The sequence below is a fragment of the Mesorhizobium sp. M0854 genome, assembly GCF_040319815.1.
In the GTDB taxonomy this organism is placed as follows: Bacteria; Pseudomonadota; Alphaproteobacteria; order Rhizobiales; family Rhizobiaceae; genus Mesorhizobium.
Map to the genome: position 1 here is coordinate 412549 of NZ_JAMYOL010000001.1, position 25471 is coordinate 438019.

General features: G+C 63.8%; 25 protein-coding genes. 13 read left to right on the forward strand and 12 right to left on the reverse strand.

Annotation, left to right across the window (positions count from 1 at the left end; genetic code table 11):
- The first annotated feature begins 64 nt into the window (after positions 1-64).
- From NKH99_RS01820 to NKH99_RS01830, 3 genes are read left to right on the forward strand one after another with little or no spacing between them, the layout of a single operon-like run.
- Positions 65-628, forward strand: coding sequence for a sigma-70 family RNA polymerase sigma factor (locus tag NKH99_RS01820; protein ID WP_352818714.1), 564 nt, complete (start codon positions 65-67; stop codon positions 626-628).
- A complete protein-coding gene (locus NKH99_RS01825) occupies positions 625-1293 on the forward strand; it encodes an anti-sigma factor (RefSeq protein ID WP_352469844.1) in 669 nt (222 codons plus the stop codon). Before NKH99_RS01820 ends, NKH99_RS01825 begins: the two co-directional genes overlap by 4 nt.
- Positions 1283-2722 (forward strand): S8 family serine peptidase, encoded by a 1440-nt coding sequence (locus NKH99_RS01830; protein WP_353012243.1) that lies wholly within the window; start codon positions 1283-1285, stop codon positions 2720-2722. The genes NKH99_RS01825 and NKH99_RS01830 overlap by 11 nt, the downstream gene beginning before the upstream one ends.
- Positions 2723-2727: 5 nt before the next feature.
- On the opposite strand, the gene NKH99_RS01835 is transcribed toward NKH99_RS01830, so the two are convergent.
- Positions 2728-3222: a DUF8737 domain-containing protein gene (locus NKH99_RS01835; RefSeq protein WP_353012461.1), complete on the reverse strand. Its 495-nt coding sequence runs from the start codon at positions 3220-3222 to the stop codon at positions 2728-2730.
- Positions 3223-3303: 81 nt separating this feature from the next.
- Here NKH99_RS01835 and NKH99_RS01840 point away from each other — a divergent pair, with 81 nt between their 5' ends.
- Positions 3304-4212: a LysR family transcriptional regulator gene (locus tag NKH99_RS01840; RefSeq protein WP_352818724.1), complete on the forward strand. Its 909-nt coding sequence runs from the start codon at positions 3304-3306 to the stop codon at positions 4210-4212.
- Between the two features lie 72 nt (positions 4213-4284).
- Here the strand turns inward: NKH99_RS01840 and NKH99_RS01845 are convergent, their stop codons facing one another.
- Positions 4285-5307, reverse strand: coding sequence for a substrate-binding domain-containing protein (locus NKH99_RS01845; RefSeq protein WP_352818727.1), 1023 nt, complete (start codon positions 5305-5307; stop codon positions 4285-4287).
- 362 nt (positions 5308-5669) lie between these two features.
- Between NKH99_RS01845 and NKH99_RS01850 the strand changes: the two genes are divergently transcribed.
- The 5 genes from NKH99_RS01850 to NKH99_RS01870 all read left to right on the forward strand — a co-directional run bounded on the left by NKH99_RS01850 (position 5670) and on the right by NKH99_RS01870 (position 12229).
- Positions 5670-7025, forward strand: coding sequence for an ABC transporter substrate-binding protein (locus tag NKH99_RS01850; RefSeq protein WP_352469839.1), 1356 nt, complete (start codon positions 5670-5672; stop codon positions 7023-7025).
- Between the two features lie 227 nt (positions 7026-7252).
- Positions 7253-8266, forward strand: coding sequence for a carbohydrate ABC transporter permease (locus NKH99_RS01855; RefSeq protein ID WP_023680221.1), 1014 nt, complete (start codon positions 7253-7255; stop codon positions 8264-8266).
- A 1-nt stretch (position 8267) separates the two neighbouring features.
- Positions 8268-9422 (forward strand): carbohydrate ABC transporter permease, encoded by a 1155-nt coding sequence (locus tag NKH99_RS01860; protein ID WP_352469838.1) that lies wholly within the window; start codon positions 8268-8270, stop codon positions 9420-9422.
- 4 nt (positions 9423-9426) lie between these two features.
- Positions 9427-11091 carry a beta-galactosidase BglA gene (bglA, locus tag NKH99_RS01865; RefSeq protein ID WP_352469837.1) on the forward strand — a complete coding sequence of 555 codons (1665 nt, stop codon included), beginning with the start codon at positions 9427-9429 and terminating at the stop codon, positions 11089-11091.
- A gap of 25 nt (positions 11092-11116) precedes the next feature.
- The gene (locus NKH99_RS01870) at positions 11117-12229 is read left to right on the forward strand and encodes an ABC transporter ATP-binding protein (protein ID WP_352469836.1); all 1113 of its coding nucleotides are present in this window, start codon (positions 11117-11119) and stop codon (positions 12227-12229) included.
- Between the two features lie 177 nt (positions 12230-12406).
- Here the strand turns inward: NKH99_RS01870 and NKH99_RS01875 are convergent, their stop codons facing one another.
- The 9 genes from NKH99_RS01875 to NKH99_RS01915 all read right to left on the reverse strand — a co-directional run bounded on the left by NKH99_RS01875 (position 12407) and on the right by NKH99_RS01915 (position 19814).
- Complete coding sequence (locus NKH99_RS01875; protein ID WP_352454766.1) at positions 12407-12646, reverse strand: DUF680 domain-containing protein; 240 nt, start codon at positions 12644-12646, stop codon at positions 12407-12409.
- 67 nt (positions 12647-12713) lie between these two features.
- Positions 12714-12920 (reverse strand): DUF680 domain-containing protein, encoded by a 207-nt coding sequence (locus NKH99_RS01880; RefSeq protein WP_352769794.1) that lies wholly within the window; start codon positions 12918-12920, stop codon positions 12714-12716.
- 71 nt (positions 12921-12991) lie between these two features.
- Positions 12992-13195 carry a DUF680 domain-containing protein gene (locus tag NKH99_RS01885; RefSeq protein WP_352472527.1) on the reverse strand — a complete coding sequence of 68 codons (204 nt, stop codon included), beginning with the start codon at positions 13193-13195 and terminating at the stop codon, positions 12992-12994.
- Positions 13196-13634: 439 nt separating this feature from the next.
- A complete protein-coding gene (locus tag NKH99_RS01890) occupies positions 13635-14381 on the reverse strand; it encodes an FAD-binding oxidoreductase (RefSeq protein WP_352472528.1) in 747 nt (248 codons plus the stop codon).
- Entirely contained in the window at positions 14378-14989 is a 612-nt protein-coding gene (locus NKH99_RS01895; protein ID WP_352472529.1) for a molybdopterin-dependent oxidoreductase, read from the reverse strand. Before NKH99_RS01895 ends, NKH99_RS01890 begins: the two co-directional genes overlap by 4 nt.
- Before the next feature lie 133 nt (positions 14990-15122).
- On the reverse strand, positions 15123-16676 hold the full coding sequence (locus NKH99_RS01900; RefSeq protein WP_352813914.1) for a DegQ family serine endoprotease: 1554 nt from the start codon (positions 16674-16676) through the stop codon (positions 15123-15125).
- Between the two features lie 370 nt (positions 16677-17046).
- Entirely contained in the window at positions 17047-17772 is a 726-nt protein-coding gene (locus NKH99_RS01905; protein ID WP_353012248.1) for an MBL fold metallo-hydrolase, read from the reverse strand.
- A gap of 15 nt (positions 17773-17787) precedes the next feature.
- Entirely contained in the window at positions 17788-18954 is a 1167-nt protein-coding gene (locus NKH99_RS01910; RefSeq protein ID WP_352451606.1) for a diphosphate--fructose-6-phosphate 1-phosphotransferase, read from the reverse strand.
- A gap of 95 nt (positions 18955-19049) precedes the next feature.
- Complete coding sequence (locus NKH99_RS01915) at positions 19050-19814, reverse strand: L,D-transpeptidase (RefSeq protein ID WP_352472532.1); 765 nt, start codon at positions 19812-19814, stop codon at positions 19050-19052.
- A gap of 188 nt (positions 19815-20002) precedes the next feature.
- Between NKH99_RS01915 and NKH99_RS01920 the strand changes: the two genes are divergently transcribed.
- The 3 genes from NKH99_RS01920 (at position 20003) to xylB (ending at position 23607) form a co-directional block, all read left to right on the forward strand.
- Entirely contained in the window at positions 20003-20626 is a 624-nt protein-coding gene (locus NKH99_RS01920; RefSeq protein WP_353012251.1) for a LysE family translocator, read from the forward strand.
- Positions 20627-20635: 9 nt separating this feature from the next.
- Positions 20636-21961, forward strand: a complete 1326-nt coding sequence (locus NKH99_RS01925) for a tetratricopeptide repeat protein (protein ID WP_353012254.1) — start codon at positions 20636-20638, stop codon at positions 21959-21961.
- Between the two features lie 191 nt (positions 21962-22152).
- Positions 22153-23607, forward strand: coding sequence for a xylulokinase (xylB, locus tag NKH99_RS01930; protein ID WP_353012464.1), 1455 nt, complete (start codon positions 22153-22155; stop codon positions 23605-23607).
- A gap of 38 nt (positions 23608-23645) precedes the next feature.
- Here xylB and NKH99_RS01935 read toward each other — a convergent pair whose 3' ends face one another.
- Complete coding sequence (locus NKH99_RS01935; RefSeq protein ID WP_352769776.1) at positions 23646-24008, reverse strand: nuclear transport factor 2 family protein; 363 nt, start codon at positions 24006-24008, stop codon at positions 23646-23648.
- 110 nt (positions 24009-24118) lie between these two features.
- Here NKH99_RS01935 and xylA point away from each other — a divergent pair, with 110 nt between their 5' ends.
- Positions 24119-25444 carry a xylose isomerase gene (xylA, locus tag NKH99_RS01940; protein ID WP_352540012.1) on the forward strand — a complete coding sequence of 442 codons (1326 nt, stop codon included), beginning with the start codon at positions 24119-24121 and terminating at the stop codon, positions 25442-25444.
- The last annotated feature ends 27 nt before the right edge of the window (positions 25445-25471 follow it).

Genomic DNA, 25471 nt, shown 5'->3' on the forward strand with positions numbered 1-25471 from the left:
TGCGGTGAACCTTTTTGGGCCGATCAGCGACAGAGCAGGCAGGAGCCAGGCGGCTCGACCGGCGATGACGGCCGCGGAGACCGATCGCGCGCTTGTCGAGCGGGTCGCGAAAGGCGACCGTGCCGCCGTGCGGCTCCTGTTCATGCGCCACCACGCGCGGGTCTACCGCTTCGTGGCACGCCAGACGGGATCGGAACAGATGGCCGACGATATCGCGAACGAGGTGTTCCTCGAACTCTGGCGGCAGGCACCGGCCTTCGAGGGGCGCTCGGAGGTCTCGACATGGCTGCTCGGCATTGCCCGCTTCAAGGCGCTGTCCCTGCTGCGCAAGAGGAAGGAAGACTGGATCGACGACCATGACGCGGCCCAGGTCGCCGACGGCGCCGACACGCCGGAAGTCGTGACGATGAAGGAAGACAAGGCCGCCGCCTTGCGACGCTTTATCGATGCCATGCCGGAAGAGCACCGCACGGTGATCGACCTTGCCTATTATCACGGGCAATCGGTGAGCGAGATCGGCGAGGTACTCGGCATCCCGGTCGCAACGGTCAAGACCAGGATGTTCTACGCCCGCAAGAAACTCGGCGAAGCCCTCAAGGCCGCCGGTTACGACAGGGGGTGGCCATGAGCGCCGCTGAAAAGATGTCACGCCGCGACGAAATGGAAATGCTGCTGCCGTTTTATCTGAACGGCTCGCTGGAGGGCACCGAGCTCGAAGCCATCGAGGAATGGCTGACGAGCGATCCGGCGGCGATGGCCGCACTAGGCGAGGCCGAGGCCGAATTCTCCGGCACCGCTGCCGCAAACGAGGCAATCCGCCCGCCGGCCGATGCGCTCAGCCGCTTTGCCAAGGCGCTCGACGCCGAGGCCGGCCCGTCCCGCGCGCCGGCGGCATCGTCCTGGCTGGCGCAAGCCTGGAGCCGCTTCATGGCGGTGCCCGCCGGCGTCGCCTGGGCCGCGGCCGCGGTGCTGCTGGCCCTGGTCGTCGCGCAATCCTTTGTGCAGACCGGCAACAGAGGTGGCGATTTCGAGATTGCCGGATCGGAGGACGATCTGGCCAAAATGCCGTTTGCACTGGTGAAGTTCAAACCGGATGCGAAGCTGTCCGATATCGTCGCTTTTCTCGACCAGAACCAGTTGAAGATCGCTGGCGGGCCGACCGCCGACGGCGTCTTCCGCGTCGGCGTCCCGGCCGAGACCGCCGCCGACTATCAGAAGCTGCTTGGCCTTATCGCCGCCCAGCCTTTCACCGAAGCTGCCCTGGAGGGAAGGAAACCGGCTGATGGCGGCTGAGGCGGTCATTCGATTGACGGCGGCGATGACAATCTTCGCCGCGTCTGCCGTTGCACAAACCAACGATCCTAACCTCACCCAGGCTGAGATCGACTGCCTGAACCGGGGAAATGCTGCCAACGCCGACTGCGCCAAGGATGGCGGCGGCGTGAAGGATGGCGGCAAAGCGCCGGCTCATGGAACGACGGGCGCGGTGTTTCTTCCGGGCTTGATTGTCGACCTGTTCCCCAATCCTGCCGTAGTCACCGAGGCGCCGATACCTCCTGGCAATACTGCAACCCCACCCGCCGTCGCGCCGGCAATACAGGCTGCGGTGCCGGGCGGTGCGGTGGCTGCGCCGACCGATCTTGTGGCAACCGAGCCGCCGCGCGCCGTGACCGGCGATTTCGTGCCCGACGAGGTGCTGGTCACCGTCAATGGCGATGCCGGCGCGGTCCAGCAGATCGCGGCCTCGTTCGGCCTCGAGATACGCTCGCAGCGGCAGTCGCGGCTGCTCGGCAACACGCTGGTGCGCTTCGGCATTCCCGATGGCCGCCCGGTCGGCGTCGTGCTGGCACAGCTCGCCGCCGACGGCCGCACTTTGCGGCGTGAGGCCAACCATGTCTACTCGCTGCAGCAGGCGGCCAGCATCGTCAATTATGCGTTCGAGCGCATCGCGCTCGATGCCGACAAAGCCAGCGGCGAGAATGTGCGCGTCGGCGTCATCGACACCGGCATCGACGACGGCAATCCGGCGCTCTCCGGCGTCATCGCCGGGCAGTTCGATGCCATGCCCGGCGTGCCGATCAAGGCGCGCGACCACGGCACTTCGGTCGATGGACTGATCGCCGGCACCGGCGCGTTCAAAGGCATGGCGCCGGGCGCCAGGATCCATCATGCCCGCGCCTTCGAGGGCGGCAAGTCGACCATGGACGTCATCCTTTCGGCGCTCGACTGGGCGGCGGAGCAGGATGTCCGCATCATCAATATGAGCTTCGTCGGCCCGAAGAACGACCTGCTCGGCATCGCCTGCCGCAATGCGCGCGCGCTTGGCATCGTGCTGGTCGCGGCCGCCGGCAATAACGGACCGAAGGCGCCCTATGGTTATCCGGCCGCCTTCGACGGCGTGATCGCGGTGACGGCCACCGATGCCAAGGACGGGCTGATGCCGCAGGCCAATCGCGGCGCCTACGTCTTCATCTCCGCTCCCGGCGTCGAGATGGTGGCGCCGAGCGGCGCCGGCTCGGACGTGGTGACCGGGACGTCCTTCGCCGCGGCGATCGTGACCGGCGCCGTCGCCAATCTGTTGCATGCCGCGCCCGACCGCTCCGCCGACTGGGTGGAGAAAGCACTTGCCGCCACGGCAAAGGATCTCGGCCCCAAGGGGCGCGACAATGATTTCGGCTTTGGCCTGCTGAACACCAAGGCGGCCGAGGCGGCGAAGGAATAACCCGCTCAGGTCGCGTTTTGCTGAGGACGTAGGAGAAAATAGAATGCGGCGATATGCGTTATCGTCAGCAGCGGTACGTAGATGATCGGGATCGCGTAGGTGGCGCCCAGTTCGCCTGCGCGTGCAGGAAGGCCGATCTGAATGGCGTGGTAATAGTCGACGATGAGGTCGACCGTCCCTGCGACGTTGAAGGCGACGACCAACGGCCAGAAGAGCGGGCGTATCCTCACCGTGAGCAGCGCCAGCATGGCCAGCACGCCAGTCGCGAAATCGCCGTAGGCGGCGAACACGGCGAAATCAGCGGGCAGATTGGGGCTTACGACGCCCGGAACCAGGAAGACGAGCCCGAAGAAGCGGAAGCTGTGCAGCATAGCGATAGCGCGTTGCGCTGCGACCCGGTCCATCGACCTGAGCAACGGCAAACCGTACGCGCCGAAGCAAAGCAGCCACGCGACATAGCCGAGAACAAGATGGGTTTGGAACACCATTTCCGTGGACATTTGGCCTACTCTCAACAGTTGGTTCACGCGGCTTTAAGCCCGCTACCGCAATTCGACTATCCGGTGTAATCACAACAACCTATGAAGCAGAACTACACAGTCAGACATGGTGCGCTGGAGGGCGTCGAGGCGTTCCTGGCCGTCGCCAGGCGGCGTAACTTCCGCCGTGCCGCCGCCGATCTCGGCGTGACGCCATCGGCCGTGAGCCAAGCGGTGCGCGCGCTGGAAGCTCGCCTGGGCACGGCGCTGTTCGTCCGCACGACGCGGAGCGTTGGTTTAACCGAACCTGGCCAGCGGTTCCTCGACCGTGCCGGCCCGGCATTCGAGGAGCTCGTCGCGGCCGGCGAGGCTGCTCGCGATATCGGCCAGCGGCCGACCGGTCTGCTACGCCTGTCTGTGCCTCGCGCTATCGTGCCGCTGATGTTGGAGCCGGTGCTCGCGTCGTTCTGCCAAGCCTATCCTGAGATCGAACTGGAGATCGCCGTGAGCGACCAGATGGTCGATCTCGCGACCGGTGGGTTCGATGCCGGCATCCGCCTCGGGCAACTCATCGCCGCCGACATGGTGGCGGTGCGGTTGACCCCGCCGTTCTCGTTCGTAGTCGTCGGCAGCCCTGACTATCTCGAGCGCTACGGCCGTCCCGAGCGTGTCGACGACTTGCGCCACCACGCCTGCTTACGCTTGCGTCGCTCGAATGGCGCCATCGCGCCCTGGTCGTTCATCGACGGCAACGGTGCAATCGAAGCGATCGTCTCAGGCCCGCTGATCGCGCACGACTATTCGACATTGGTCGGGGCCGCGATGCGGGGCGTCGGGCTGGCGCAGACGCCGCGACCACTCGCCGAAGGTCCGATAGCCGAAGGAAAACTCCAGTCGGTGCTGGACAGCGTCGCCACGACGACGCCGGGTGTCTTCCTTTATCATCCCGGCAAGCGCCAAGTCCTGCCGAAGCTGCGCGCCTTCATCGATCACCTCAAATCCGCGACCTGAGGCCAGGACGCACCCGCTGGTGCTGGCCAACAGCCGCCAAGAGTCGACCTCGGCCGTTCAGAGTGATTGCCTCTAGGCCGGCGCGCCGGCGACCGATCCCCTGACCACCAGGTCGACCGGCCAGACTTCGCCGTGAGCGCCCTCCTCCAGGCCGGAAATTCGCGCCGCCAGCCGTTCGGCGATGCGCGCGCCGGCGAGGCGGATCGACGAACGCGTCGTCGACAATGGCACCGAAAAATTTTCCGGCTTCAGCCAGGGAAAGACGTCGTCATGGGCGATCAGCGACAGGTCGCCCGGAATGGTCAGGCCGAGATCGCGCACCGCGCGCACCACGCCGAGCGCCATGATCAGGCTGGAGCAGGCGATCGCCGTCGGCGCGTCGCTTTGTTCCAGCAGACGCCTGGCGGCGCGGTAGCCGTTCTCCTCGGTCATGGTGAGGGAACAGACATGCTGATCTCGAAGCACCAGGCCGTTCGCCGCAAGCGCGCGGCGCACGCCGCGCTCGCGATGGATGGCGAAGGTCTCGCGATCGTCGCCGTTGATCAGCGCCAGACGCCTATGACCGAGCTGAACGAGTAGCCGCGCCGCCTCGTGGAAGGCGCCCTCATTGTCGATGTCGGTGAACGGATAGTCGAAATCGAAGCCTTCGCTGCGGCCATGGACGATGAAGGGAATGCCGAGCGTATTGACCAGCGCCACCCGCCGGTCGGCCGGCCTCGGCGACGAGATATAGACCGCGTCGACCTGCCGGTTGGCGACAATGCGGCGGTAGGTCGTCTCCTGGTCGTCGGCATCGGCCGGTGACAGCACCAGGTCGAGCTCGTGCGAACGCGCATAGTCGCCGAGGCCGGACAGGAACTCGACGAAATGCGGGTCGATGTCGACGGTCGTTCCCGTCGGCAGCACATAGCCGATCATGCCGGTCTTGCCGGTCGCCAGCCGGCGGGCGCTCGGATTGGGGCGATAGCCGTGACGCTTGGCGGCATCGACCACCCGCCGGCGCGTTTCCTCGTTGACTTCCGGGTAGCCGTTCAATGCGCGGCTCACCGTAGTCTGCGAAAGCGCCAGCATGTGGGAGAGCTGCTTGAGGTTCACCGGAGGCCTCCAACCTCAAAGCGCTTTTAATCTGAATCGAGCTAGCCGCTACGAACCGCGTTGCCCGAGCGCACTGACCATACGCACGGTTCGGACCGGTTTGAAGCCGAATTTGCTGCTGCACCGCCAGAAAACTGTGCTGCAGCGCACTTTCGCCGGCACTCGACCGCAGAAATTGAATCGATTAATTTGGCTTCCTCTTGACTCGCGATCAATTCAGTGGCGAGATCAAAATCACCAAAGCGCTTTGGAAGACTCTACGAAAGGTTGCAGTTCCTTTCCGACTGAGTCACAGTCCTGCAGCGCCGGCGGACGGAATGGAGGTTTCGTTCGGTGTTTGTCACCACTGGGAGGGAATACCGATGAAGAAAATGCTTCTGCTGGGCGCTGCGTTTGCCACGCTTGCGCTCGCCATGCCGGCGCAAGCCGAACTGAAGTTCAAGCCGGGCGAAGATCCCCGTTTCAACTGGGCGAACTACGAAGAGCTCAAGAAAGTCGACCTCAAGGGCGAGACGCTGACGATCTTCGGGCCGTGGCGCGGCGAGGACGAAGGGCTTATCCGCACCGTCCTCGATTATTTCTCCGAAGCCACCGGCGCCGAGATCAAGTACTCCTCGTCGGAGAATTACGAGCAGCAGATCGTCATCGACACGCAGGCCGGCAGCCCGCCCAACATCGCCGTGCTGCCGCAGCCGGGCCTGATCCAGGATCTGGCATCGAAGGGTCTTTTGACGCCGCTCGGCGACGAAACCGCCAACTGGGTAAAGGACAATTACGGCGCCGGCCAATCCTGGGTCGATCTCGGCACGTTCAAGGACAAGGACGGCAAGCCCGGCTTCTTCGCCTTTCCGTATAAGGCCGACGTGAAGTCGCTGGTCTGGTACTCGCCGGACAATTTCGAGGAAGCCGGCTACAAGGTGCCGAAGACGCAGGAAGAGCTTGCCGAGCTCGAAAAGAAGATCATCGCCGACGGCGGCACGCCATGGTGCATCGGGCTTGGTTCGGGCGGCGCCACCGGCTGGCCGGCGACCGACTGGGTCGAAGACATCATGCTGCGCACCCAGACGCCCGAGACCTACGACAAATGGGTGAAGAACGAAATTCCGTTCAACGATCCGGCAGTGGTCAACGCCATCGACATTTTCGGCAAGATCGCCACCGACGACAAGATGGTCGAGGGCGGCGCCAAGGCGGTTGCGGCGACCGATTTCCGTGACAGCCCGAAGGGCCTCTTCTCGGTGCCGCCAAAATGTTATCTGCACCATCAGGCATCGTTCATCCCGACCTTCTTCCCGCAAGGCACCAAGATCGGCGAGGATGCCGACTTCTTCTACTTCCCGCCTTACGCTTCCAAGCCCGAGCTCGGCACTCCGGTGCTCGGCGCCGGCACGCTCGCCATGATCACCAAAGACAGCAAGAGTGCCCGCGCGTTCATCGAATTCCTGAAGCTGCCGCTCGCTCATGAGATCTGGATGGCACAGGGCGGCTTCGTGACGCCGTTCAAGTCGGTCAACAAGGACGCCTATGCCAGCGACGCGCTGAAGAAGCAGGGCGAGATCCTGGCCAACGCCTCGACCTTCCGCTTCGACGGGTCCGACCTGATGCCGGGCAAGATCGGCGCCGGTGCGTTCTGGACCGGCATGATCGACCTGGTCGGCGGCAAGTCCGCCCAGGACGTCGCCACCGACATCCAGAAAAGCTGGGACGCGATCAAGTAAGCGGCCGGCTTGAGTTCCCAATGTGATGTGGTCCGAGCCTCAAACGGCCCGGACCCTACCCGGTGCTTGGCGTCGCGTCGATTGTCGTGAGTACAACGCATTCCGGCATGACGCGCGCCCAGTGACCTGCTTTCCGGCTGGTCGCGCTCCAGACAACTGAATCGGCGCATGATCCCGTCGCCAAAGCCATTCTCGACTGGCGGATCCGTGCGCAGGGGGAGGGACCCATGGCGGCTCAGATTTTTTCGGCGATATTCGTCATCATCATCGGCGTGGGCGGCTGCGTCGCCTATTTCTGGGGCGCCAACAAGGCACTCGACACGATCTTTCCGGCACGCGGCGTTTCCGGCAAGGCGGCGATCAACAATCTGCGCCGGCAGGGGGTGATCCGGCCCTGGCTGTTCGTCGGCCCGGCGATGATCATCCTCACGATCTACCTGATCTACCCGGTAGTGGAGACGCTGAGGCTGTCGTTCCTCGATCGCGGCGGCGCCCATTTCGTCGGCTTGGCCAACTATCAATGGGCGTTCGGCGACCGCGAGTTCCGCAACTCGATCCTCAACAACATCATCTGGCTGGCGGTGGTGCCGGCCGCCTGCACCTTCCTCGGGCTGATCATCGCCGTGCTCACCGACAAGATCTGGTGGGGCACCATCGCAAAAAGCCTGATCTTCCTGCCGCTCGCCATCTCGTTCGTCGGCGCCAGCGTCATCTGGAAATTCATCTACGAATATCGCGGCGACGGCCAGACGCAGATCGGCCTGCTCAATGCCATCATCCAGTATTTCGGCGGCCAGCCGCAGGTCTGGATCTCGCTGCCGTTCTGGAACAACTTCTTCCTGATGGTCATCCTGATCTGGATCCAGACCGGCTTTGCCATGGTCATCCTGTCGTCGGCCTTGCGCGGCATTCCGGAAGAGACGCTGGAAGCCGCCGTCATCGACGGCGCCAACCCTTTCCAGATCTTCTGGAAGATCATGGTGCCGCAGATCTGGGGCACCATCGCCGTGGTCTGGACCACCATCACCATCCTGGTGCTGAAGGTTTTCGACATCGTGCTGACCATGACCAACGGCCAGTGGAACAGCCAGGTGCTGGCCAATCTGATGTTCGACTGGATGTTCCGCGGCGGCGGCGATTTCGGCCGCGGCGCCACCATCGCTATCATCATCATGATAGCGGTCATTCCGATCATGGTCTGGAACATCCGCCAGGCGAACAAAGAGACGGAAGGGCATTGAGATGGCCGTGTCGACCGGTAAGTCCTTTGTCAGCCGTTTCGGCGTCCATATCGCCGTCTTCATCTTCGTTGCGATCTGGACGATCCCGACGCTCGGCATTTTGGTCTCGTCACTGCGCGACAAGGATCAGATCATCGCTTCGGGCTGGTGGAACTCGTTCACCAGTTCCAGCCAGACGGAAGCCGGCCGGCTGCCGCCAGCCTCGGCGCAGGTCGAGAAGGACGGAAAGTTCGTCCTGCAAGGCAATATCTTCGGCGACGGCCCGGCCCGCAACATCAGCGCCTTCGGCGTCAAGTCGGCCGCGCCGACGCAATATCCCGCCGGCACGACAGCCGATCTCGGCGACGGCGTGACCCTGCAACTCAATGCCGACGGCAGTTTCGTCATGACCTCGCCGAAGGCTTTCGAAGGCGAACGCGGCCAGCGCGTCTATTACGCGTCGTCGGCGCCGCCGAAATTCACCACCGACAATTACGACACGGTGCTGTTTTCGGAAGGCATCGGCCGCTCCTTCATGAACTCGCTGACCGTCACCATTCCGGCGACCGTCATCCCGATCCTGATCGCCGCGTTCGCCGCTTACGCTTTGGCCTGGATGCGCTTTCCCGGCCGGGCGCTGCTCATCGCCGTCATCATCGGCCTCCTGGTCGTGCCGCTGCAGATGTCGCTGATCCCGCTGTTGAAGCTCTATAACGGCGTCGGCAGCTTCTTCGGCGTGCCGTCGAAGACCTATCTCGGCATCTGGCTGGCGCATACCGGCTTCGGCCTGCCTTTCGCCATCTATCTGTTGAGGAGCTATATCGCCGGCCTGCCACGCGAGATCATGGAGTCGGCACGCATCGACGGGGCCAGCGATTTCGAGATCTTCGTCAAGATCGTGCTGCCATTGTCGTTCCCGGTGCTGGCCTCGTTCGCCATCTTCCAGTTTCTCTGGGTGTGGAACGATCTGCTGGTGGCGATGGTTTTCCTTGGTACCGAGGGCGACCAGATCGTGCTTACCGCCAAGCTCAATGCGTTGCTCGGCTCGCGCGGCGGCGACTGGGAGATCCTGACGACATCGGCCTTCGTCACCATCATCGTGCCGCTGATCGTGTTCTTCTCGCTGCAGCGCTATTTCGTCCGCGGGCTGCTTGCCGGCTCGGTGAAAGGAGGTTGAGATCATGCAATCCGCTTTGAAGGCGACCCCGAAGCCCGATCTCGCTATCGATCGCGACTGGTGGCGAGGTGCCGTGATCTACCAGATCTACCCGCGCAGCTACCAGGATTCGAACGGCGACGGCATCGGCGACCTCAGGGGCATTATCGGCCGGCTGCCCTATATCGCCTCGCTCGGTGTCGACGCCATCTGGATCTCGCCGTTCTTCAAATCGCCGATGAAGGACTTTGGCTACGACGTGTCGGATTATTGCGAAGTCGATCCGATGTTCGGCACGCTGGCCGACTTCGACGCGCTGACCGCCGAGGCGCACCGGCTTGGCCTCAAGGTGATGATCGACGAGGTGCTCTCGCACACCGCCGACATCCATCCGTGGTTCAAGGAAAGCCGGTCGAGCCGCAGCAATCCAAAAGCCGACTGGTATGTCTGGGCAGATGCCAAGCCGGACGGCACGCCGCCCAACAACTGGCTGTCGATCTTCGGCGGCTCGGCCTGGCAGTGGGACACCAGCCGCCAGCAATATTATCTGCATAATTTCCTGGCCGAGCAGCCCGACCTCAACTTCCACAGCCGCGCGGTCCAGGACGCGCTGCTCGACGTCACCCGCTTCTGGCTGGAGCGCGGCGTCGACGGTTTTCGCCTCGATACCATCAATTTCTACTTCCACAGCCAGGGCCTGGAAGACAATCCGCCGCTGCCGCCCGAGCAGCGCAACGACCAGACGGCGCCGACCGTCAACCCCTACAACTACCAGGACCATCTCTACGATAAGAGCCGGCCTGAAAACCTCGGCTTCCTCGAACGCTTCCGCGCTTTGCTCGACGAATACCCGGCGACGGCCGCGGTTGGCGAGGTCGGCGACTCGCAGCGTGGGCTGGAAGTGGTGGCGGCCTATACGGCCGGCGGCAAGCGCGTGCATATGTGTTACTCCTTCGACTTCCTGGCGCCGGAGAAGATCACCGCGGCAAAGGTGCGCTCGGTGCTGGAAACCTTCGGCAAGGTGGCCAGCGACGGCTGGTCGTGCTGGGCCTTCTCCAACCATGACGTGATGCGCCCTGCCTCGCGCTGGGCAGCCGGCGAGCCCGACCCGACCGCCTACCTCAAGGTCATCTCGGCGCTGCTGATGTCGTTGCGCGGCTCGGTCTGCATCTATCAGGGCGAGGAGCTCGGGCTCAGCGAGGCCGAGCTCAGCTTCGAGGATCTGCAGGACCCATACGGCATCCGCTTCTGGCCGGAATTCAAGGGCCGCGACGGCTGCCGCACGCCGATGGTTTGGGACGGCGCCGCCCGCAATGGCGGCTTCTCGACGGCAAAGCCTTGGCTGCCGGTGCCCAGCAAGCACCTTGCGCAAGCCGTCAATGTGCAGCAAGGCAACGACGGCTCGCTGCTTGAGCACTACCGGCGCTTCCTGGCTTTCCGCCGCGCCCATCCGGCACTGGCCAAGGGTGATATCGAGTTCATCGAAAGCGAGGGCGACACCGTCGCCTTCACCCGCCGTGAAGGCAACGAGCAGATCGTCTGCGCCTTCAATCTCGGAGCAAAGCCTGCCGAAGTCGATCTTGGCGGCCGCTCATTGCAGCCCTTGCCGGGACACGGGTTTTCGGGACAGACTGGCGCCGGCACTATCCGCCTCGGCGGCTACGGCGCCTGGTTCGGGCGTATCGACTGAATTCAAGGAAGAACTGGAGGGTACCATGGCCGATGTCACGCTAAGGCAAGTGAGGAAATCATATGGCAATCTCAACATTCTGCACGGCGTCGACCTCGACATAAAGTCGGGCGAATTCATCGTCTTCGTCGGTCCCTCTGGTTGCGGCAAGTCGACCTTGCTGCGCTGCATCGCCGGGCTGGAGGAGATCACCTCGGGCGAGCTCAAGATCGACGGCGAGATCGTCAACGACGTGCCGCCGTCAAAGCGCGGCATCGCCATGGTGTTCCAGTCCTATGCGCTCTATCCGCACATGACCGTCTACGACAACATGGCCTTCTCGATGAAAATCGGCAAGGAAAGCAAGGCCGAGATCGACAAGCGGGTGCGCCAGGCGGCCGAGATCCTGCAGCTGACCAAATATCTCGACCGCCTGCCCAAGGCGATGTCGGGCGGCCAGCGCCAGCGCGTCGCCATCGGTCGCGCCATCGTGCGCAATCCCAAGGTCTTCCTGTTCGACGAGCCGCTATCCAACCTCGACGCGGCGCTGCGCGTCGCCACCCGCATCGAGATCGCCAAGCTCAAGGAGTCGATGCCGGCCACGACGATGATCTACGTCACCCACGACCAGGTCGAGGCGATGACGCTGGCCGACCGCATCGTCGTGCTGAAGGAAGGCCATATCGAACAGGTCGGCACGCCGATGGAGCTCTACAAGCGGCCCGGCAATCTTTTCGTCGCCCAGTTCATCGGCTCGCCGGCGATGAACATCCTGCCGGCGACGATCGACAAGACCGGCAACCCGACGGTCGTCAGCCATGTCGGCGGCCGCAAGGCAACGGTGCCGATCGCAACGCCTGCGTCGGCGAAAGGCGCAGCGGTGAGCTTCGGGGTGAGGCCGGAGGATCTGATGATTGCCACCGGCGCCGACTATTTGTTCGAAGGGACGGTCGATTACGTCGAGCAGCTCGGCGAGGTCCAGCTCGTCTATGTCGACATCGGCCGCGCCGACCTGCCGCTGGTGACCAAGCTGCCGGGCAATGTCGAGATCAAGCGCGGAGCGACACTGCGGCTGACGGCGGACGCCGGAGACCTGCATATTTTCGACGCGGACGGGCGCTCTTTCGCGCTCCATGAAGCAGAAGCAAAGGCGGCTTGAAGCAGGCGTTCTTCCGCCATGCAAGGGACAAGAGCGGCGGGCATGGCCCGCCGCTCTTGTCTGGAATTCCAGTTCGGCCGTTAGAGCGGTTCATCGTTTCACGGAACGCCGAACCGCTCTATCTCCTTGTTTTGACGCAATTCCGGACGGCCGTTTCACACTTTTCCTGGAATTGCTCTAGTTGTTGCCGAAGAGGTTGCGGTCGGCGCCCTGAGGCGCGGACTTGGGCACATCGCCAGACGAATTCAGCAGCTTGTAGATCGGCGAGTTGCTGTCCCGCACCGAATACGTCTGCGTCTTGTCGACGTTGACGGTCGACTGCTTGTTGATGTCGGTCCCGCCAACATTGTCGTTGCGGGCATAAGCGCTGCCGGCGGCAATCAAGAGCGCGGCGGCAGTAAGAACAATCTTTTTCATTTTGGGTCTCCTGGATTTTCGAAATCAAGCGGCGGGCATGCCGCCGCCCTGATGGTGGGATCGGCTGTTAGTTGTTGCCGAAGAGGTTACGGTCGGCGCCCTGGACAACCGGCTGCTTTTCAGCCTGGTTCGACGTCTTGACGGAAGCCGTGTAGGAGCTGTCGACCGAGACAGCAGGCGGGTTGGCTCCGTTGGAACCAAAGTTGTCGCTGCCGGCGAAGGCGCTGCCGGTGATGGCCAAAACGGCGGCGGCAGCAAGAACGATCTTTTTCATCTTAATACTCCTGAATTTTTCAGATCCCCGGACGGCGGATATGCCCGCCGCCCTGATGCTGGGATCGGCTGTTAGTTGTTGCCGAAGAGGTTACGGTCGGCGCCCTGGACAGCCTGCTGGTCAGCATGAGCCGGCTTCTGAATGGAAGCCGTATACGAGCTGTCGACCGCAGCGGCAGGCTGGTTCGCACCCTTGGAACCAAAGTTGTCGCTGCCAGCGAAGGCGCTGCCGGTGATCGCCAAAACGGCGACGGCGGCAAGAGCGATCTTTTTCATTTTTTAGTACTCCAGTATCTTAGTTTTCCGTCCGTCTAGCGGCGTGCCTTGGGGGGAATTCGCGTCGTTCGGACAGCCCCGATGTGGGAAAGCCAATGGCCAGTTTCCAATCACGAAGTTTTTTGGTGTGGACCAAGAATCTACACCTTGAAATTGTGCCAGAGATTCCCTTCGCCACATTTTTATCGTTTAATGTCAAGCAGATAGTCTATCGCCTCGGTCTGGCTGCAAGGTGACTTGGGAGGCAGCGTTCACAGCGTCCTGCACGCATTGTCAACAGAAACGAACCGTTCGGTTCGATTTTTTAAACCGATAAAAGTCGCAGCCGAGGTTCTTTGTCGAATCGTTAACCATTTCGGCCAAACGCGGCCTCACCGTTCTGCCGGTTTTCGGCCCGCTTATGCCGGCCGGCGAAGCCAGCAACCGCGCAAGAACCAGGTCAGACCCCGTAGCGTTCGGTGCGGATGAGTGCCGCAGGCACCCCGGCATCGATCAGTGCCTCGGCGGCGGCCGTCACGAATGCGTTCGAGCCGCAGACAAAGGCGAGCTTCGGCGGCGCGGGCAGCCTCGTCATGGCTTGCACCATCATCGCGGCGTCGACCCGCCGCGCATAATCCGCCGGACGGCGGGCCGGCTCGCGCGTAAGCGTCAGCACCAGGTCGAAGCCATCCCGGCGCTCGGCGAGGTCGATCAGCTCATCGCGAAAGATCACCTCGTCCCAGACCCGCGCCGAAAACACCAGGGCGGCGGCGACCAGCGATCCCCGCATCGCCCGGTGGCGGAGCATCGACATCAGCGGCACCACGCCCGACCCGCCGCCGACGAGCAGGAGCGGGCCGCCATCGCCGTCTGACCAGACGAAATGGCCGCCGAGCGGCCCGCGCAATTCGACCTCGTCGCCCACCGCCGCTATCTCGTGAAAGAACGGCGAGACCTCGCCGTCCTCGAGTTTTTCAATCGCCAGCTCGATGGTCTCGCCGGTCTCCGGCGCCGAGGCGATGGAGTAGGAGCGGCGCGCCTGATAGCCGTCCGGCGCCGTCAGCCTGACATCGACATGCTGTCCGGCACGATAGACGAAGGGCCGCGACGGCTGCAGGAAGAAGCTGGTGACCCGCGGCGTGCGCTTTTGGATGCGGGTGATGGTGACCGTCTGCCAGGGCGACTGCGCCGCCGGGCCGTCGCTCATGGATCGTTCGTGTAGCGCTGCTCGCGCCACGGATCGCCATAGATATGATAGCCTCGCAACTCCCAGAAACCCGGCTCGTCACGCTCGGTGAACTGCAGCCCGTTCAGCCATTTGGCCGATTTCCAGAAATAGAGATGCGGAACGAGCAGCCGGGCCGGGCCGCCATGGTCGGGAGTGATCGGCTTGCCTTCATAAAGCAGTGCCACCATCGCCTTGCCACCGGTGATATCCTTCGTCGGCACGTTGGTGGAATAGCCGTCGAAACCCAGCGCCAGCGTGAAGGCGGTGGGCGGCTCGATGCCGGCGTCGGCAAGGATGTCGTCGACGAGCACGCCCTGCCACGCCGTGTCGAACTTGGTCCATGCGGTGACGCAATGGATGTCGCGCGTCATCTTGGTCAAGGGCAGCGCGTTGAACTCGGCCCAGTTCCACTTCTTGATCGGCCGCGGCCCGTGCTTAAGCGTGAACGACCAATCCTCGGTGCGGACATGCGGCGTCGGGCCGGCCGACAGGACCGGGAAACCTTGCTCGAGATATTGCCCCGGCGGGATACGTGCATCCGTATCCGTCGGCGGCTTTCGTCCGGAAGAGAAGCCTCGGGTAACCATCGAGAATATCCGTTTGCGCAAGGTCCAATCGAGCTTTGTCAGTTTTCTCGAAGACGCGAGCGCGGGCAACCGAAATCTTGGCTCCGGCCTGGCGGCAATGCTCTACATTGATCTTGGCAGCGCGGCGCCCGCTTCAGCCGCTGGCGAAGGGGACGGCGACGAACATCTGGGCGTCGCCGCGCTCGACAAGCAGCAGCACCGATTTCTTGCCGGATTTGGCAGCCTGCACAATCGCCTGATTTGCCTGCCTGGCGCTCCTCACCGGAGTCTGGTCGACGCCGACGATGATGTCGCCGGGCTGGATGCCGGAAGCCGACGCCGCCTTGTTCGGGTCGACGCGCTCGACCAGTGCGCCGTGCTGGTTTTCTGGCAGGTTCATTGCCTGGCGCACATCAGGAGTGACGTCCATCAGGCCGAGACCGAGCGCCGGTGCGCGAAGGCCCTGCCCCGTCGACGGCTGACCTGACTCGCCGGTCACCGATCCCGTCGCCGTGTCGTCTTCGTTGCGCCCGATCTCGACGGAGATCTGCAGGCTTTTCCCCTTGCGCCAGACATTGAGGGCTTCCCTCGTGCCAGGCGCAACGTCAGCGACGGCGCGCGACAGATCCCTCGGATCCTTTATGTCCTGGCCGGCGAAGCTGGTAATGACATCGCCGGTCTCGATGCCGGCCTTGGCGGCCGGCGATCCGTCGCTGACCTGCGCGACCAGCACGCCGGTAGGGTGATCGAGGCCGATGGCGCTCGCCACATCAGGCGTCACCGGCTGAATCTGGACGCCGAGATAGCCGTACTGGATGGAGCCGCCCTTCATCAGCTTGGCGACGACCTTTTGCGCCTGGTCCGAGGGGATGGCGAAGCCGACGCCGACACTGCCGCCATTCGGCGAAAAGATCGCGGTGTTGATGCCGACGACATCGCCGTACACATCCGTCAGCGGGCCGCCGGAATTGCCCCGGTTGATCGGTGCGTCGATCTGGATGAAGTCGTCAAACGGGCCGCTGTGCAGATCGCGGCCGCGCGCCGAGACAATGCCGGCGGTGACCGTGGTGCCAAGGCCGAAAGGATTGCCGAAGGCGAGCACCTGGTCGCCCGGCATGAGCTTGTCCGAATCGCCCCATTTGACGGTCGGCAAGGGCTTGCCGGCGTTGACCTTGAGCACGGCAAGGTCGTTCTTCGTGTCATGGCCGATCAATTTGGCGGGAAGCTCGGTGCCGTCGTCGAGCATCACCTTGACCGACTGGGCGCCGTCGACGACGTGATTGTTGGTGACGATCATGCCGTCGGCACCGACGATGAAGCCTGAGCCGAGGGCCTCGGTGCGGGGCGCCTGTTCCGGCGGTGTCTTGGGGGCGGGCAGTCCCTGGTCACCGAAGAAACGGCGGAAATAGTCGTCGAAAGGCGAGTTGCCACCGAACTCGTTGCCACCGAATGGGGAGGCCTCGCTCGTGGTGTCCGACTGCGCCGATTTCATGAGGGTGGTGATCGTCACCACTGCCGGTTTGTCGGCCGCCACGACCGGAGCGAACGAGCCGCGGGGCGCCGTCATGCCGGTGACAGGTGGGGTCACTGTTGCCGCCAGGACATCATTCAGCCTGGGAGCGAAGGACAGGGCGAAGGGGCTGACGATCAGCGCGGCGCCCAGCAGAGCGGCGACGCGATGTCTGCGAAGGGTCTGGATTGGTGACATGGCCGTTGTCCGGGCGAGAGATTGGTCTTGCGCCGCGACGTTCCGTCACCGGAACAATTCATCGGCGCGTCGGTCGTCGGCCTTGCCTGTCTCGCCTGTCACGGCAGCCGACCGGATCGACAGCCCCGCATCTAGGGCGCCGATTATGGTTTCCAGATAATATTACGAAGATTTAATTTCCAGCCGGCAACCGCCTCGCGGCGTTGCCGCCGAAACCCGAAAATACAAAACCCGCCTCGGGAGGGGCGGGTCGGTTGGGGCGAATCAGCACCATACCCATATTAGTAGCATAGCTGCCGGCACAAAGCAAGAACAAAATAGCTGCCCAAGACAAATCGCCTCAGATTTGCGCCGCCTCAGCCGAGGCCTCCTATTCGCCTTTCCGGTCGGTCCGGCTGAGATAGGTGGTGGCGATCTCGCGCATCCGCCTGCCATCGAAGCTCGGTCCATGGCCGCCATGGCCGATCCGGATCGGCAGCTCGAGCAGGCGCTGCATCGTGCGGCGATAGGCGGCACGATCCGAATCCGGCAGGTCGTCGATCAGCATGGCGTCGTAGATGGCGTCGCCGGCGAAGAACAGGCCGTCAGCCTCGTCGAACAGCGCGATCGAATCCGGAGAGTGGCCGGGCAGATGCAGGACGCGGAATTGGCGGTCGCCGAGGTCGATCCTATCGCCCTCGTCCAGGGTCCGGGCCAGAGGCGCCGGCTGAATCCTGTAATCGGCCGCCTTCCAGCCCTTTGCCGGCAGCCTGGAGACGGCGCCTTCCAGATCATGGAACATGTAGGCGTAGGTCACCGCTTCATCCATGCTGTCGAACTGCGCGGCGCTGTGGCGCGGCCCTGCCCGCAACGGAAACTCGTGCACCGAGCCGACATGATCGAGATGGATATGCGTGGCGACGGCGAGCAGCGGCTTGCCGGACGGCGTGTCGATCTGCGGCGCCAGCGGGCAGATACCCATGCCGGTGTCGACCAGCAGGTCGACATCGCGGCCGCGCAAATGCCAGATGTTGGCACGCACGAAATCATGCACGAAGGGCTCGGTCAGCATCGTCGTCTTGGCGTCGACGATGGTTTTGCTGAACCAGCTGTCCATCAGATCAACGCCGCATCAGACGAACGGCTTGCCGACCTTGTACTTTTGCGGGACCAGCCGCTTCAGATAGGCCATCCCCGCGTCGGACAGCCGGTTGACGTCGGGCAGCATGAAATCATCCGGCATATGGCGCGTCTTGCCGGCGACGTTCTTCAGCGGCACCTTTTTCAGCACGGTTTTCTTGCCGTCATATTGCAGCGCCACCGAACCGCCGCCCTCGTCGGCCACCGTGACCGCGAAGGCACCGGCATCGAAGGCCTCCTGCGCGTCCACCGCGCTGATGGCGCCGACATAGCCGCGCGGCATATAGCCGAGCGCATCGACGCGCGCCCGCTTGCCCGGCAATCCTTCGGCGAGCGCGCGCTCCAAGGCTGCCGGCAGGTCGCTGCCCGACAGCTTGACGTTCCCGTGTTGGTCGCGCTCCAGCCTTTCCGGCGGCACCAGGCTTTCGACCAGCGCCTTGCCGTCGGCGGTGCTGACGCCTTCGGAGACGGCAACGATGCAGCGCTTGTGGCGGTCGAGCGTGGCGCGCACGTCGTCGATGAAACCGGCCGCCGAGAACGGCCGCTCCGGCACGTAGACGAGATGCGGGCCGCTGTCCTGGTCGAGCTGCCAGGCCGCGGACGCGGCCGTCAGGAAACCGGCATGCCGCCCCATGACAATGCCGACATAGATGCCCGGCAGAGCGCGGAAATCGAGATCGACCGAAAGGAATGCTCCAGCGACGAACTCGGCCGCCGACATGAAGCCGGGCGTGTGGTCGTTCTCCTCGAGATCGTTGTCGATGGTTTTCGGCGCATGCACGAAGGCGATCTTGCCGCCGGCGGCGTCGGTGAGGATCTGCTGCGTGCCCGAGGTGTCGTTGCCGCCGATATAGATGAAGGCGTCGGCACCGGCTTTCTTCAAGCCGTTGAGGATGAGGTCGCAATAGGCGGCATCCGGCTTGTCGCGCGTCGAACCAAGCGCGGCGCTCGGTGTCGCCGCGATCAGCCGCAGGCGATCCTCGGGGATGGCGGAAAGATCGACGTAATTGCCGTCACGAATGCCGCGCACGCCGTGGATGGAACCCAGCACCTTGGCGCCGGGATGCCGCTTGCGGATTTCGAGCGCAGCACCCACCACGGTCTGGTTGATGACGGCGGTCGGGCCGCCGCCTTGCGCGATGACAAAAGTTCCGGCCATTGTTCACGTCTCCCGGGCGATGAAATCGCAGGCACATTCGCCTGTCTTGCGGCATCGCGCAACGGCAGAGTGATCGCTGAAGGCGAAGCCGCCGTTCAGACGACGACGACCGGGTTTTTCTTGGAGACGCGGCTATAGAGGTCGATGATGTCCTGGTTGATCAGGCGCACGCAGCCCGACGACATCGCCTGGCCGATGCTCCACCATTCGGGCGAGCCGTGGATGCGATAGCCGGTGTCGCTGCCGTTCTGATAGATGTAGAGGGCACGCGCGCCGAGCGGATTGTCGAGGCCGCCCGGCTGTCCGCTTTGCCATTTCACCAGTTCCGGCCTGCGGGCGATCATCTCGGGCGGCGGGGTCCAGACCGGCCATTCCTTGCCGTACTGGATGTTGGCGCGGCCGGACCAGCGGAATCCGTCCTTGCCGATGCCGACGCCGTAACGGATCGCCTCGCCGCCGGGCTGCACCAGATAGAGCAGCCGTTCCTGCGAGTGAACGACGATGGTGCCGGGTTGCTCGCCGGTCGGATCGACGACGATCTGGCGGCGGAACTCCGGCTTGACCTTGAGATAGGGCACTTCCGGCACATTGAAGCCACCGTCGGTGAGCGAAGCGTACATCACGTCGGGGCTGGTGATGTTCTTGTCGACGCTGATACTCGGACGGATGGGCCGGATCGAGCCGGTGGTGACGTCGTCGAGCTGAAGCGACGGCAAATCCAGCGTCTGGCTGCAGCCGGCGATGCCGAGCAGCGCCAGCGCGCCGGCGCCGGACAGCACCGTGCGACGGGAAAGCTGTATTTCGGTTTCGATTGCGTCGCCAATATGCGGCAGCGACAGACCGTGCGGCAACTCACGCATTTACCCAAACCCTACGCTGTCGACGGGAAACACGGTCCGGCCGAATAGCAGGCATTTTCGCCAATCATGGTTGAAAAAGCGTGAAGGCCGGCCGCCTGGCATTAACGAGGGGCTTTGTCGATTTTTGCCTCTTTACATCTGCGCGGGACCAAGGATTTATCCTCTTCGTTGAGCTCAAGGAGAAGAAAATGTCCTTCGAAAACTGGGCCGCTTTTGCCGCTGCCTCGGCAGTCCTTCTGGTCATTCCAGGTCCGACCATCCTGCTGGTGATTTCCTATGCGCTCGGCCAGGGCTGGCGCACCGCGCTGCCGATGGCAGTCGGCGTGGCGCTCGGCGACTTCACCGCGATGACATTGTCGATGCTGGGCATTGGCGCGCTGCTGGCGGCGTCGGCCACCGTGTTTACCGTGCTGAAGGTGATCGGCGCCGGCTACCTGATCTATCTCGGCATCAAGCTGTTTCGCGCCGGCGGTGCGCTCCGGGCCGAACCGCGTACCGATGCGGTGTCATCGGCGAAAATGACGACGCACGCCTGGCTGGTTACCGCGCTCAATCCGAAAAGCATCACCTTTTTTGTCGCCTTCCTGCCGCAGTTCCTCGACCGGCATGCGGATTTCTGGACACAGATGCTGATCTTCGAGACGACCTTCCTGGCGCTCGCCTTCGCCAATGCCTTCGGTTATGCGCTGATCGCGGCAAGGGCGCGCAACGTCGTGCGCAATCCAAAGGCGATCCGCATCTTCAACCGCACTGGCGGCACGCTGCTGGTCGGCGCCGGCATCGCCACAGTGGCGATGCGCTCGGGCAACTGAGGACAGACCATGGCGGTGAGCGATGCATTCGGCCTGAAACTGTCTGGCGCGACGGAGGCCGGGTTCTCGTCCTACAGCCGGGCTGTTCGCGAATTGCAGTGCTTCATCGGCGATCCGGTCGGTTCCATTGACCGGGCAATCGCCGAAGATCCCGGCTTCGTCATGGCGCAGGTGTTCAAGGGTTATCTCTTTGGCCTTGCCACAGAGCGCGAAGCGACGGCGGTGGCCAAGGCATGTCACGAGGCGGCGCTGCCGCTTGCCGCGACAACACGCGAGCAGGCGCATGTCGCCGCCCTTGGCCATCTTGCGGAGGGACGCTGGCACGAGGCCGCCCGCGTGCTGGAGGATATCGCCATCGAGTTTCCGCTCGATGCGCTGGCGCTGCAGACCGGCCACCAGATCGACTTCTTCACCGGCAATGCGCGCATGCTGCGCGACCGCATCGGTCGCGCGCTGCCGTCCTGGCAGAGCGACATGCCGGGCTATCACGCCATACTCGGCATGCAGGCCTTTGGCCTGGAGGAAATGGGCCATTACGCGCGCGCCGAAAAACTTGGCCGCACGGCGGTCGATATCGAGCCGCGCGACGGCTGGGCCCAGCATGCGGTGGCCCATGTCATGGAGATGCAGAGCCGGCAGAAGGACGGCATTCTGTGGATGCGCGCCAATCCCGAAGCGTGGACGCGGGACAGCTTCCTGCAGGTGCACAATTGGTGGCATCTGGCACTGTTCCATTATGATCTCGGCGAAGTCGACGAGGTGCTGGCGCTCTATGACGGGCCGATCTATGGCGAACGCTCGATGCTGGCGCTCAACATGGTCGATGCCTCGGCGATCCTGTGGCGGCTGCATCTCGGTGGCGTCGATGTCGGCGAGCGCTGGGCGACGCTCGCCGCCAACTGGTTGCCCATGGCCAGCGCCGGCCACTATGCCTTCAACGACGCCCACGCGATGATGGCGTTTGTCGGTGCCGGCCTCGAAGCGCCGGCCCGCAACTTGCTCGAGGCGCAGCGCGAGGCGATGCGCGGCAAGGACGACAACGCCGGTTTCACCAGGGATGTCGGCCATCCCCTGACGCTCGCCATCAAGGCATTCGGCGAGGGCAATTATGCCGGGACGATACGCCTGATCCGGCCGATGCGGGCAATCGCCCATCGCTTCGGCGGCAGCCACGCACAACGCGACGTCATCGACCTGACACTGATCGAAGCGGCATTGCGTTCCGGTGATGGCGCGCTGGCGAGGGCGCTTGCGGCGGAACGCGCGCTGGCACGGCCGGACAGCCCGTTGTCGGCACTGTTTTCACGGCGTGCAACCGCTCTCGCGGCGAATTGACCAAGGCCACATCTTGCCTTAAAAACTGCCCCGGCCAGATTTTTTCGAGCGTCGAAAAAATCTTCACGTGTTGACCGGGGTGCGTTTCCGGCGGCACGATTGCCGGGATATCTTCGCCGCCCGTGTCACAGGACTGGGCAGCGAAGCAAGAAAGACCGTCGCCGCCAGGCATGACGGACATGGGAGGAAACATGTATCTCGGCCTCGATCTCGGCACGTCGGGCGTCAAGGCGCTGCTGATCGATGCAAGGCAGAGCATCGTCGGTTCCGGCCATGCGCCGCTCGACGTGTCGCGCCCGCATCCCGGCTGGTCCGAGCAGAACCCGGCCGACTGGATCCGCGCCTGCGAAGCGGCGGTCGGCGAGTTGCGGTCAATGCATGCGAAGGAACTCGCGGCAGTCAAAGGCATCGGCCTTTCCGGCCATATGCATGGCGCCACCCTGCTCGATGCCGCCGACCAGGTGCTGCGCCCCTGCATTCTATGGAACGACACACGCAGCCACGCCGAGGCGGCCGCGCTCGATGCCGACCCGCGCTTTCGCAAGCTGACCGGCAACATCGTCTTTCCCGGTTTCACCGCGCCAAAGCTGGCCTGGGTCAGGAACAACGAACCGGATGTTTTCGCCAAGGTGGCAAAGGTCCTGCTACCGAAGGACTTTTTGCGGCTCTGGCTCGCCGGCGAGCACATTTCGGAAATGTCGGATTCGGCTGGCACGTCGTGGCTCGATGTCGGCAAACGAGCCTGGTCCGCCGAACTGCTCGCTGTCACGTCGCTCGACGAAAGGCAGATGCCGTCGTTGGTCGAAGGCACGGCCAAGGCCGGTGCCTTGCGCGCCGAACTGGCCGCGAAATGGGGCATGCAGCCGGGCATCCCGATCGCCGGCGGTGCCGGCGACAATGCGGCTTCGGCCTGCGGCATGGGCACGGTCGGCGCCGGCCAGGCGTTCGTCTCGCTCGGCACGTCGGGCGTGCTTTTTGCCGCCAACGCGTCCTATCTGCCCAATCCGGAAAGCGCCGTGCATACCTTCTGCCACGCACTGCCCGGCACCTGGCACCAGATGGGCGTCATCCTGTCGGCAACCGATTCGCTCAACTGGCTGTCGGGGATCGCTGGAAAAAGCGCCGGCGAGTTGACCGCCGAACTCGGCGAAGCGCTGAAGGCGCCGAGCGGCGTCTCCTTCCTGCCGTACCTGTCAGGCGAGCGGACGCCTCACAATGATTCCGTCATTCGGGGCGCCTTTACCGGGCTTGCCCACGAATCCGGCCGCGCGGCGCTGACCCAGGCCGTGCTCGAAGGCGTCGCCTTCGCCTTCCGCGACAGTCTGGAAGCCCTGGCCAAAGCCGGCACGACGCTGACCCGGGTGACGGCGATCGGCGGCGGCTCGCGCTCGCGCTACTGGCTGAAGGCCATCGCGACAGCGCTTGGCCTGCCAGTCGATATTCCAGCCGACGGCGATTTCGGCGCCGCGTTCGGTGCGGCCCGGCTTGGCCTGATTGCGGCGACGGGCGCCGATCCGCGCGCCGTCTGCGCGGCGCCGGCGACCGACGCCACGGTCGAGCCGGTCGCCGCCCTCGGTGACGCCTATGCGCAAGCCTATCAGCGCTATCGCCAGCTTTATCCGGCGGTCAGAGGCGCCACGGCGTGAGCGGTTTCCCGCCCTCGCCGTGGCCTGCCGAGAAGGCCTCACTGTGCCGGCACCTTGTCGAGAAAGCCGGTGACGCTTTTCAGCCGGCCGTTTTCGATGACGCCGATATCGGTGCCTTCGATGACGGAGCCGACGCCTTCCGGCCCGAGTTTCCACGAGAAACGGATGGTACCGGCGAAGCCGTCCGGCTTGCCTTTCAGCGAGAACCTGAAGCCGGCAAAGCGCTGCTGCACGCCGTCGATCAGCGCGGCGATGCCGTCATGGCCGTCGCCCTGCATGATCGGATCGCGATAGCCGACGTCCTCGGTGAAGGTTGCCTCGAGCAAGGCTTTTCTGCGCGCGGCGTCGCTCTCGTTCCAGGCGGCGATGTAGTTTTCGGCAATGGTGTTGAGGTCGGTCATGGTCTGTCTCCTTCGTTGGGTGGCTTTGACATGAGCCTTTTCGACCAGCGCCAGCGCGAAACCAATTACGCCTGAGGTAATCAGGCCGAACCATGCGAGAGGAAAAAAACATGAGCAGCGGTTTTTTCGGCGACATCCAACAGATCAAATATGAGGGACCGGATTCGACCAATCCGCTGGCCTACCGGTTCTACAATCCCGACGAGATCGTCGCCGGCAAGCGGCTGGAGGACCATCTGCGCTTTGCCGTCGCTTATTGGCATTCCTTCGCCTGGCCGGGCGGCGATCCGTTCGGCGGCCAGACGTTCGACCGGCCATGGTTCCCCAAGGCCGGCGGTACCGACACCATGGAGCTGGCCAAGCTCAAGGCCGACGTCGCCTTCGAGATGTTTTCGTTGCTGGGCGCGCCTTATTTCTGCTTCCACGATGCCGACGTGCGGCCGGAGGGCCGGGACTTTTCCGAAAGTGCGGCGCGGCTCGACGAGATCGCCGATTATTTCTCGGGAAAGATGAAGCAGACCGGCGTCAAGCTGCTGTGGGGCACGGCCAACCTGTTCTCCAACCGCCGCTTCATGTCGGGCGCCGCCACCAATCCCGATCCGGACGTCTTTGCCTATTCGGCGGCGACGGTGAAACACTGCATCGACGTCACCAAGCGGCTGAACGGCGAGAACTACGTGCTGTGGGGCGGCCGCGAGGGCTATGAGACGCTGCTCAACACCGACCTTGCCCGCGAGCAGGAACAGGCCGGCCGTTTCCTCAACCTGGTCGTCGATTACAAGCACAGGATCGGCTTCGAAGGCACCATCCTGATCGAGCCGAAGCCTCAGGAGCCGACCAAGCACCAGTATGATTACGACGTCGCCACCGTCTATGGCTTCCTCAAGCGTTTCGGACTGGAGAACGAGGTCAAGCTCAACATCGAGCAGGGCCACGCCATCCTGGCCGGCCATTCGTTCGAGCATGAACTGGCGCTGGCCAATACGCTCGGCATTTTCGGTTCGATCGACATGAACCGCAACGACTACCAGTCGGGCTGGGACACCGATCAGTTCCCCAACAATGTGCCGGAGATGGCTCTGGCCTACTACCAGGTGCTGCAGGCCGGCGGCTTCAAGACCGGCGGCACCAATTTCGACGCCAAGCTCAGGCGCCAGTCGCTCGATCCGCAGGATCTGCTGATCGGCCATATCGGCGGCATGGACTGCTGCGCTCGCGGCCTCAAGGCGGCAGCGCGCATGGTCGAGGACAAGGCGCTGTCCGCCCCGCTCGCCGAGCGCTATGCCGGCTGGGATTCGGCCGAGGCCAAGGCGATGCTTGCCGGCAAGCGCACGCTGGAGGAAATCGCCGAGCGCGTCGTCAAAGAGAAGATCGAGCCGCAGCCCAGATCCGGCCGCCAAGAGCTACTCGAGAACATCGTCAACCGGTACGTCTGAGGCGTACCCGGTTCGCGGCCGCATTGT

Coding starts and splice junctions, on each gene's coding strand:
- NKH99_RS01820 (WP_352818714.1), top strand. CDS start 65: ATGACGGCCGCGGAGACCGATCGCGCGCTTGTCGAGCGGGTCGCGAAA.
- NKH99_RS01825 (WP_352469844.1), top strand. CDS start 625: ATGAGCGCCGCTGAAAAGATGTCACGCCGCGACGAAATGGAAATGCTG.
- NKH99_RS01830 (WP_353012243.1), top strand. CDS start 1,283: ATGGCGGCTGAGGCGGTCATTCGATTGACGGCGGCGATGACAATCTTC.
- NKH99_RS01835 (WP_353012461.1), bottom strand. CDS start 3,222: ATGTCCACGGAAATGGTGTTCCAAACCCATCTTGTTCTCGGCTATGTC.
- NKH99_RS01840 (WP_352818724.1), top strand. CDS start 3,304: ATGAAGCAGAACTACACAGTCAGACATGGTGCGCTGGAGGGCGTCGAG.
- NKH99_RS01850 (WP_352469839.1), top strand. CDS start 5,670: ATGAAGAAAATGCTTCTGCTGGGCGCTGCGTTTGCCACGCTTGCGCTC.
- NKH99_RS01855 (WP_023680221.1), top strand. CDS start 7,253: ATGGCGGCTCAGATTTTTTCGGCGATATTCGTCATCATCATCGGCGTG.
- NKH99_RS01860 (WP_352469838.1), top strand. CDS start 8,268: ATGGCCGTGTCGACCGGTAAGTCCTTTGTCAGCCGTTTCGGCGTCCAT.
- bglA (WP_352469837.1), top strand. CDS start 9,427: ATGCAATCCGCTTTGAAGGCGACCCCGAAGCCCGATCTCGCTATCGAT.
- NKH99_RS01870 (WP_352469836.1), top strand. CDS start 11,117: ATGGCCGATGTCACGCTAAGGCAAGTGAGGAAATCATATGGCAATCTC.
- NKH99_RS01875 (WP_352454766.1), bottom strand. CDS start 12,646: ATGAAAAAGATTGTTCTTACTGCCGCCGCGCTCTTGATTGCCGCCGGC.
- NKH99_RS01880 (WP_352769794.1), bottom strand. CDS start 12,920: ATGAAAAAGATCGTTCTTGCTGCCGCCGCCGTTTTGGCCATCACCGGC.
- NKH99_RS01885 (WP_352472527.1), bottom strand. CDS start 13,195: ATGAAAAAGATCGCTCTTGCCGCCGTCGCCGTTTTGGCGATCACCGGC.
- NKH99_RS01890 (WP_352472528.1), bottom strand. CDS start 14,381: ATGAGCGACGGCCCGGCGGCGCAGTCGCCCTGGCAGACGGTCACCATC.
- NKH99_RS01895 (WP_352472529.1), bottom strand. CDS start 14,989: ATGGTTACCCGAGGCTTCTCTTCCGGACGAAAGCCGCCGACGGATACG.
- NKH99_RS01900 (WP_352813914.1), bottom strand. CDS start 16,676: ATGTCACCAATCCAGACCCTTCGCAGACATCGCGTCGCCGCTCTGCTG.
- NKH99_RS01905 (WP_353012248.1), bottom strand. CDS start 17,772: ATGGACAGCTGGTTCAGCAAAACCATCGTCGACGCCAAGACGACGATG.
- NKH99_RS01910 (WP_352451606.1), bottom strand. CDS start 18,954: ATGGCCGGAACTTTTGTCATCGCGCAAGGCGGCGGCCCGACCGCCGTC.
- NKH99_RS01915 (WP_352472532.1), bottom strand. CDS start 19,814: ATGCGTGAGTTGCCGCACGGTCTGTCGCTGCCGCATATTGGCGACGCA.
- NKH99_RS01920 (WP_353012251.1), top strand. CDS start 20,003: ATGTCCTTCGAAAACTGGGCCGCTTTTGCCGCTGCCTCGGCAGTCCTT.
- NKH99_RS01925 (WP_353012254.1), top strand. CDS start 20,636: ATGGCGGTGAGCGATGCATTCGGCCTGAAACTGTCTGGCGCGACGGAG.
- xylB (WP_353012464.1), top strand. CDS start 22,153: ATGTATCTCGGCCTCGATCTCGGCACGTCGGGCGTCAAGGCGCTGCTG.
- NKH99_RS01935 (WP_352769776.1), bottom strand. CDS start 24,008: ATGACCGACCTCAACACCATTGCCGAAAACTACATCGCCGCCTGGAAC.
- xylA (WP_352540012.1), top strand. CDS start 24,119: ATGAGCAGCGGTTTTTTCGGCGACATCCAACAGATCAAATATGAGGGA.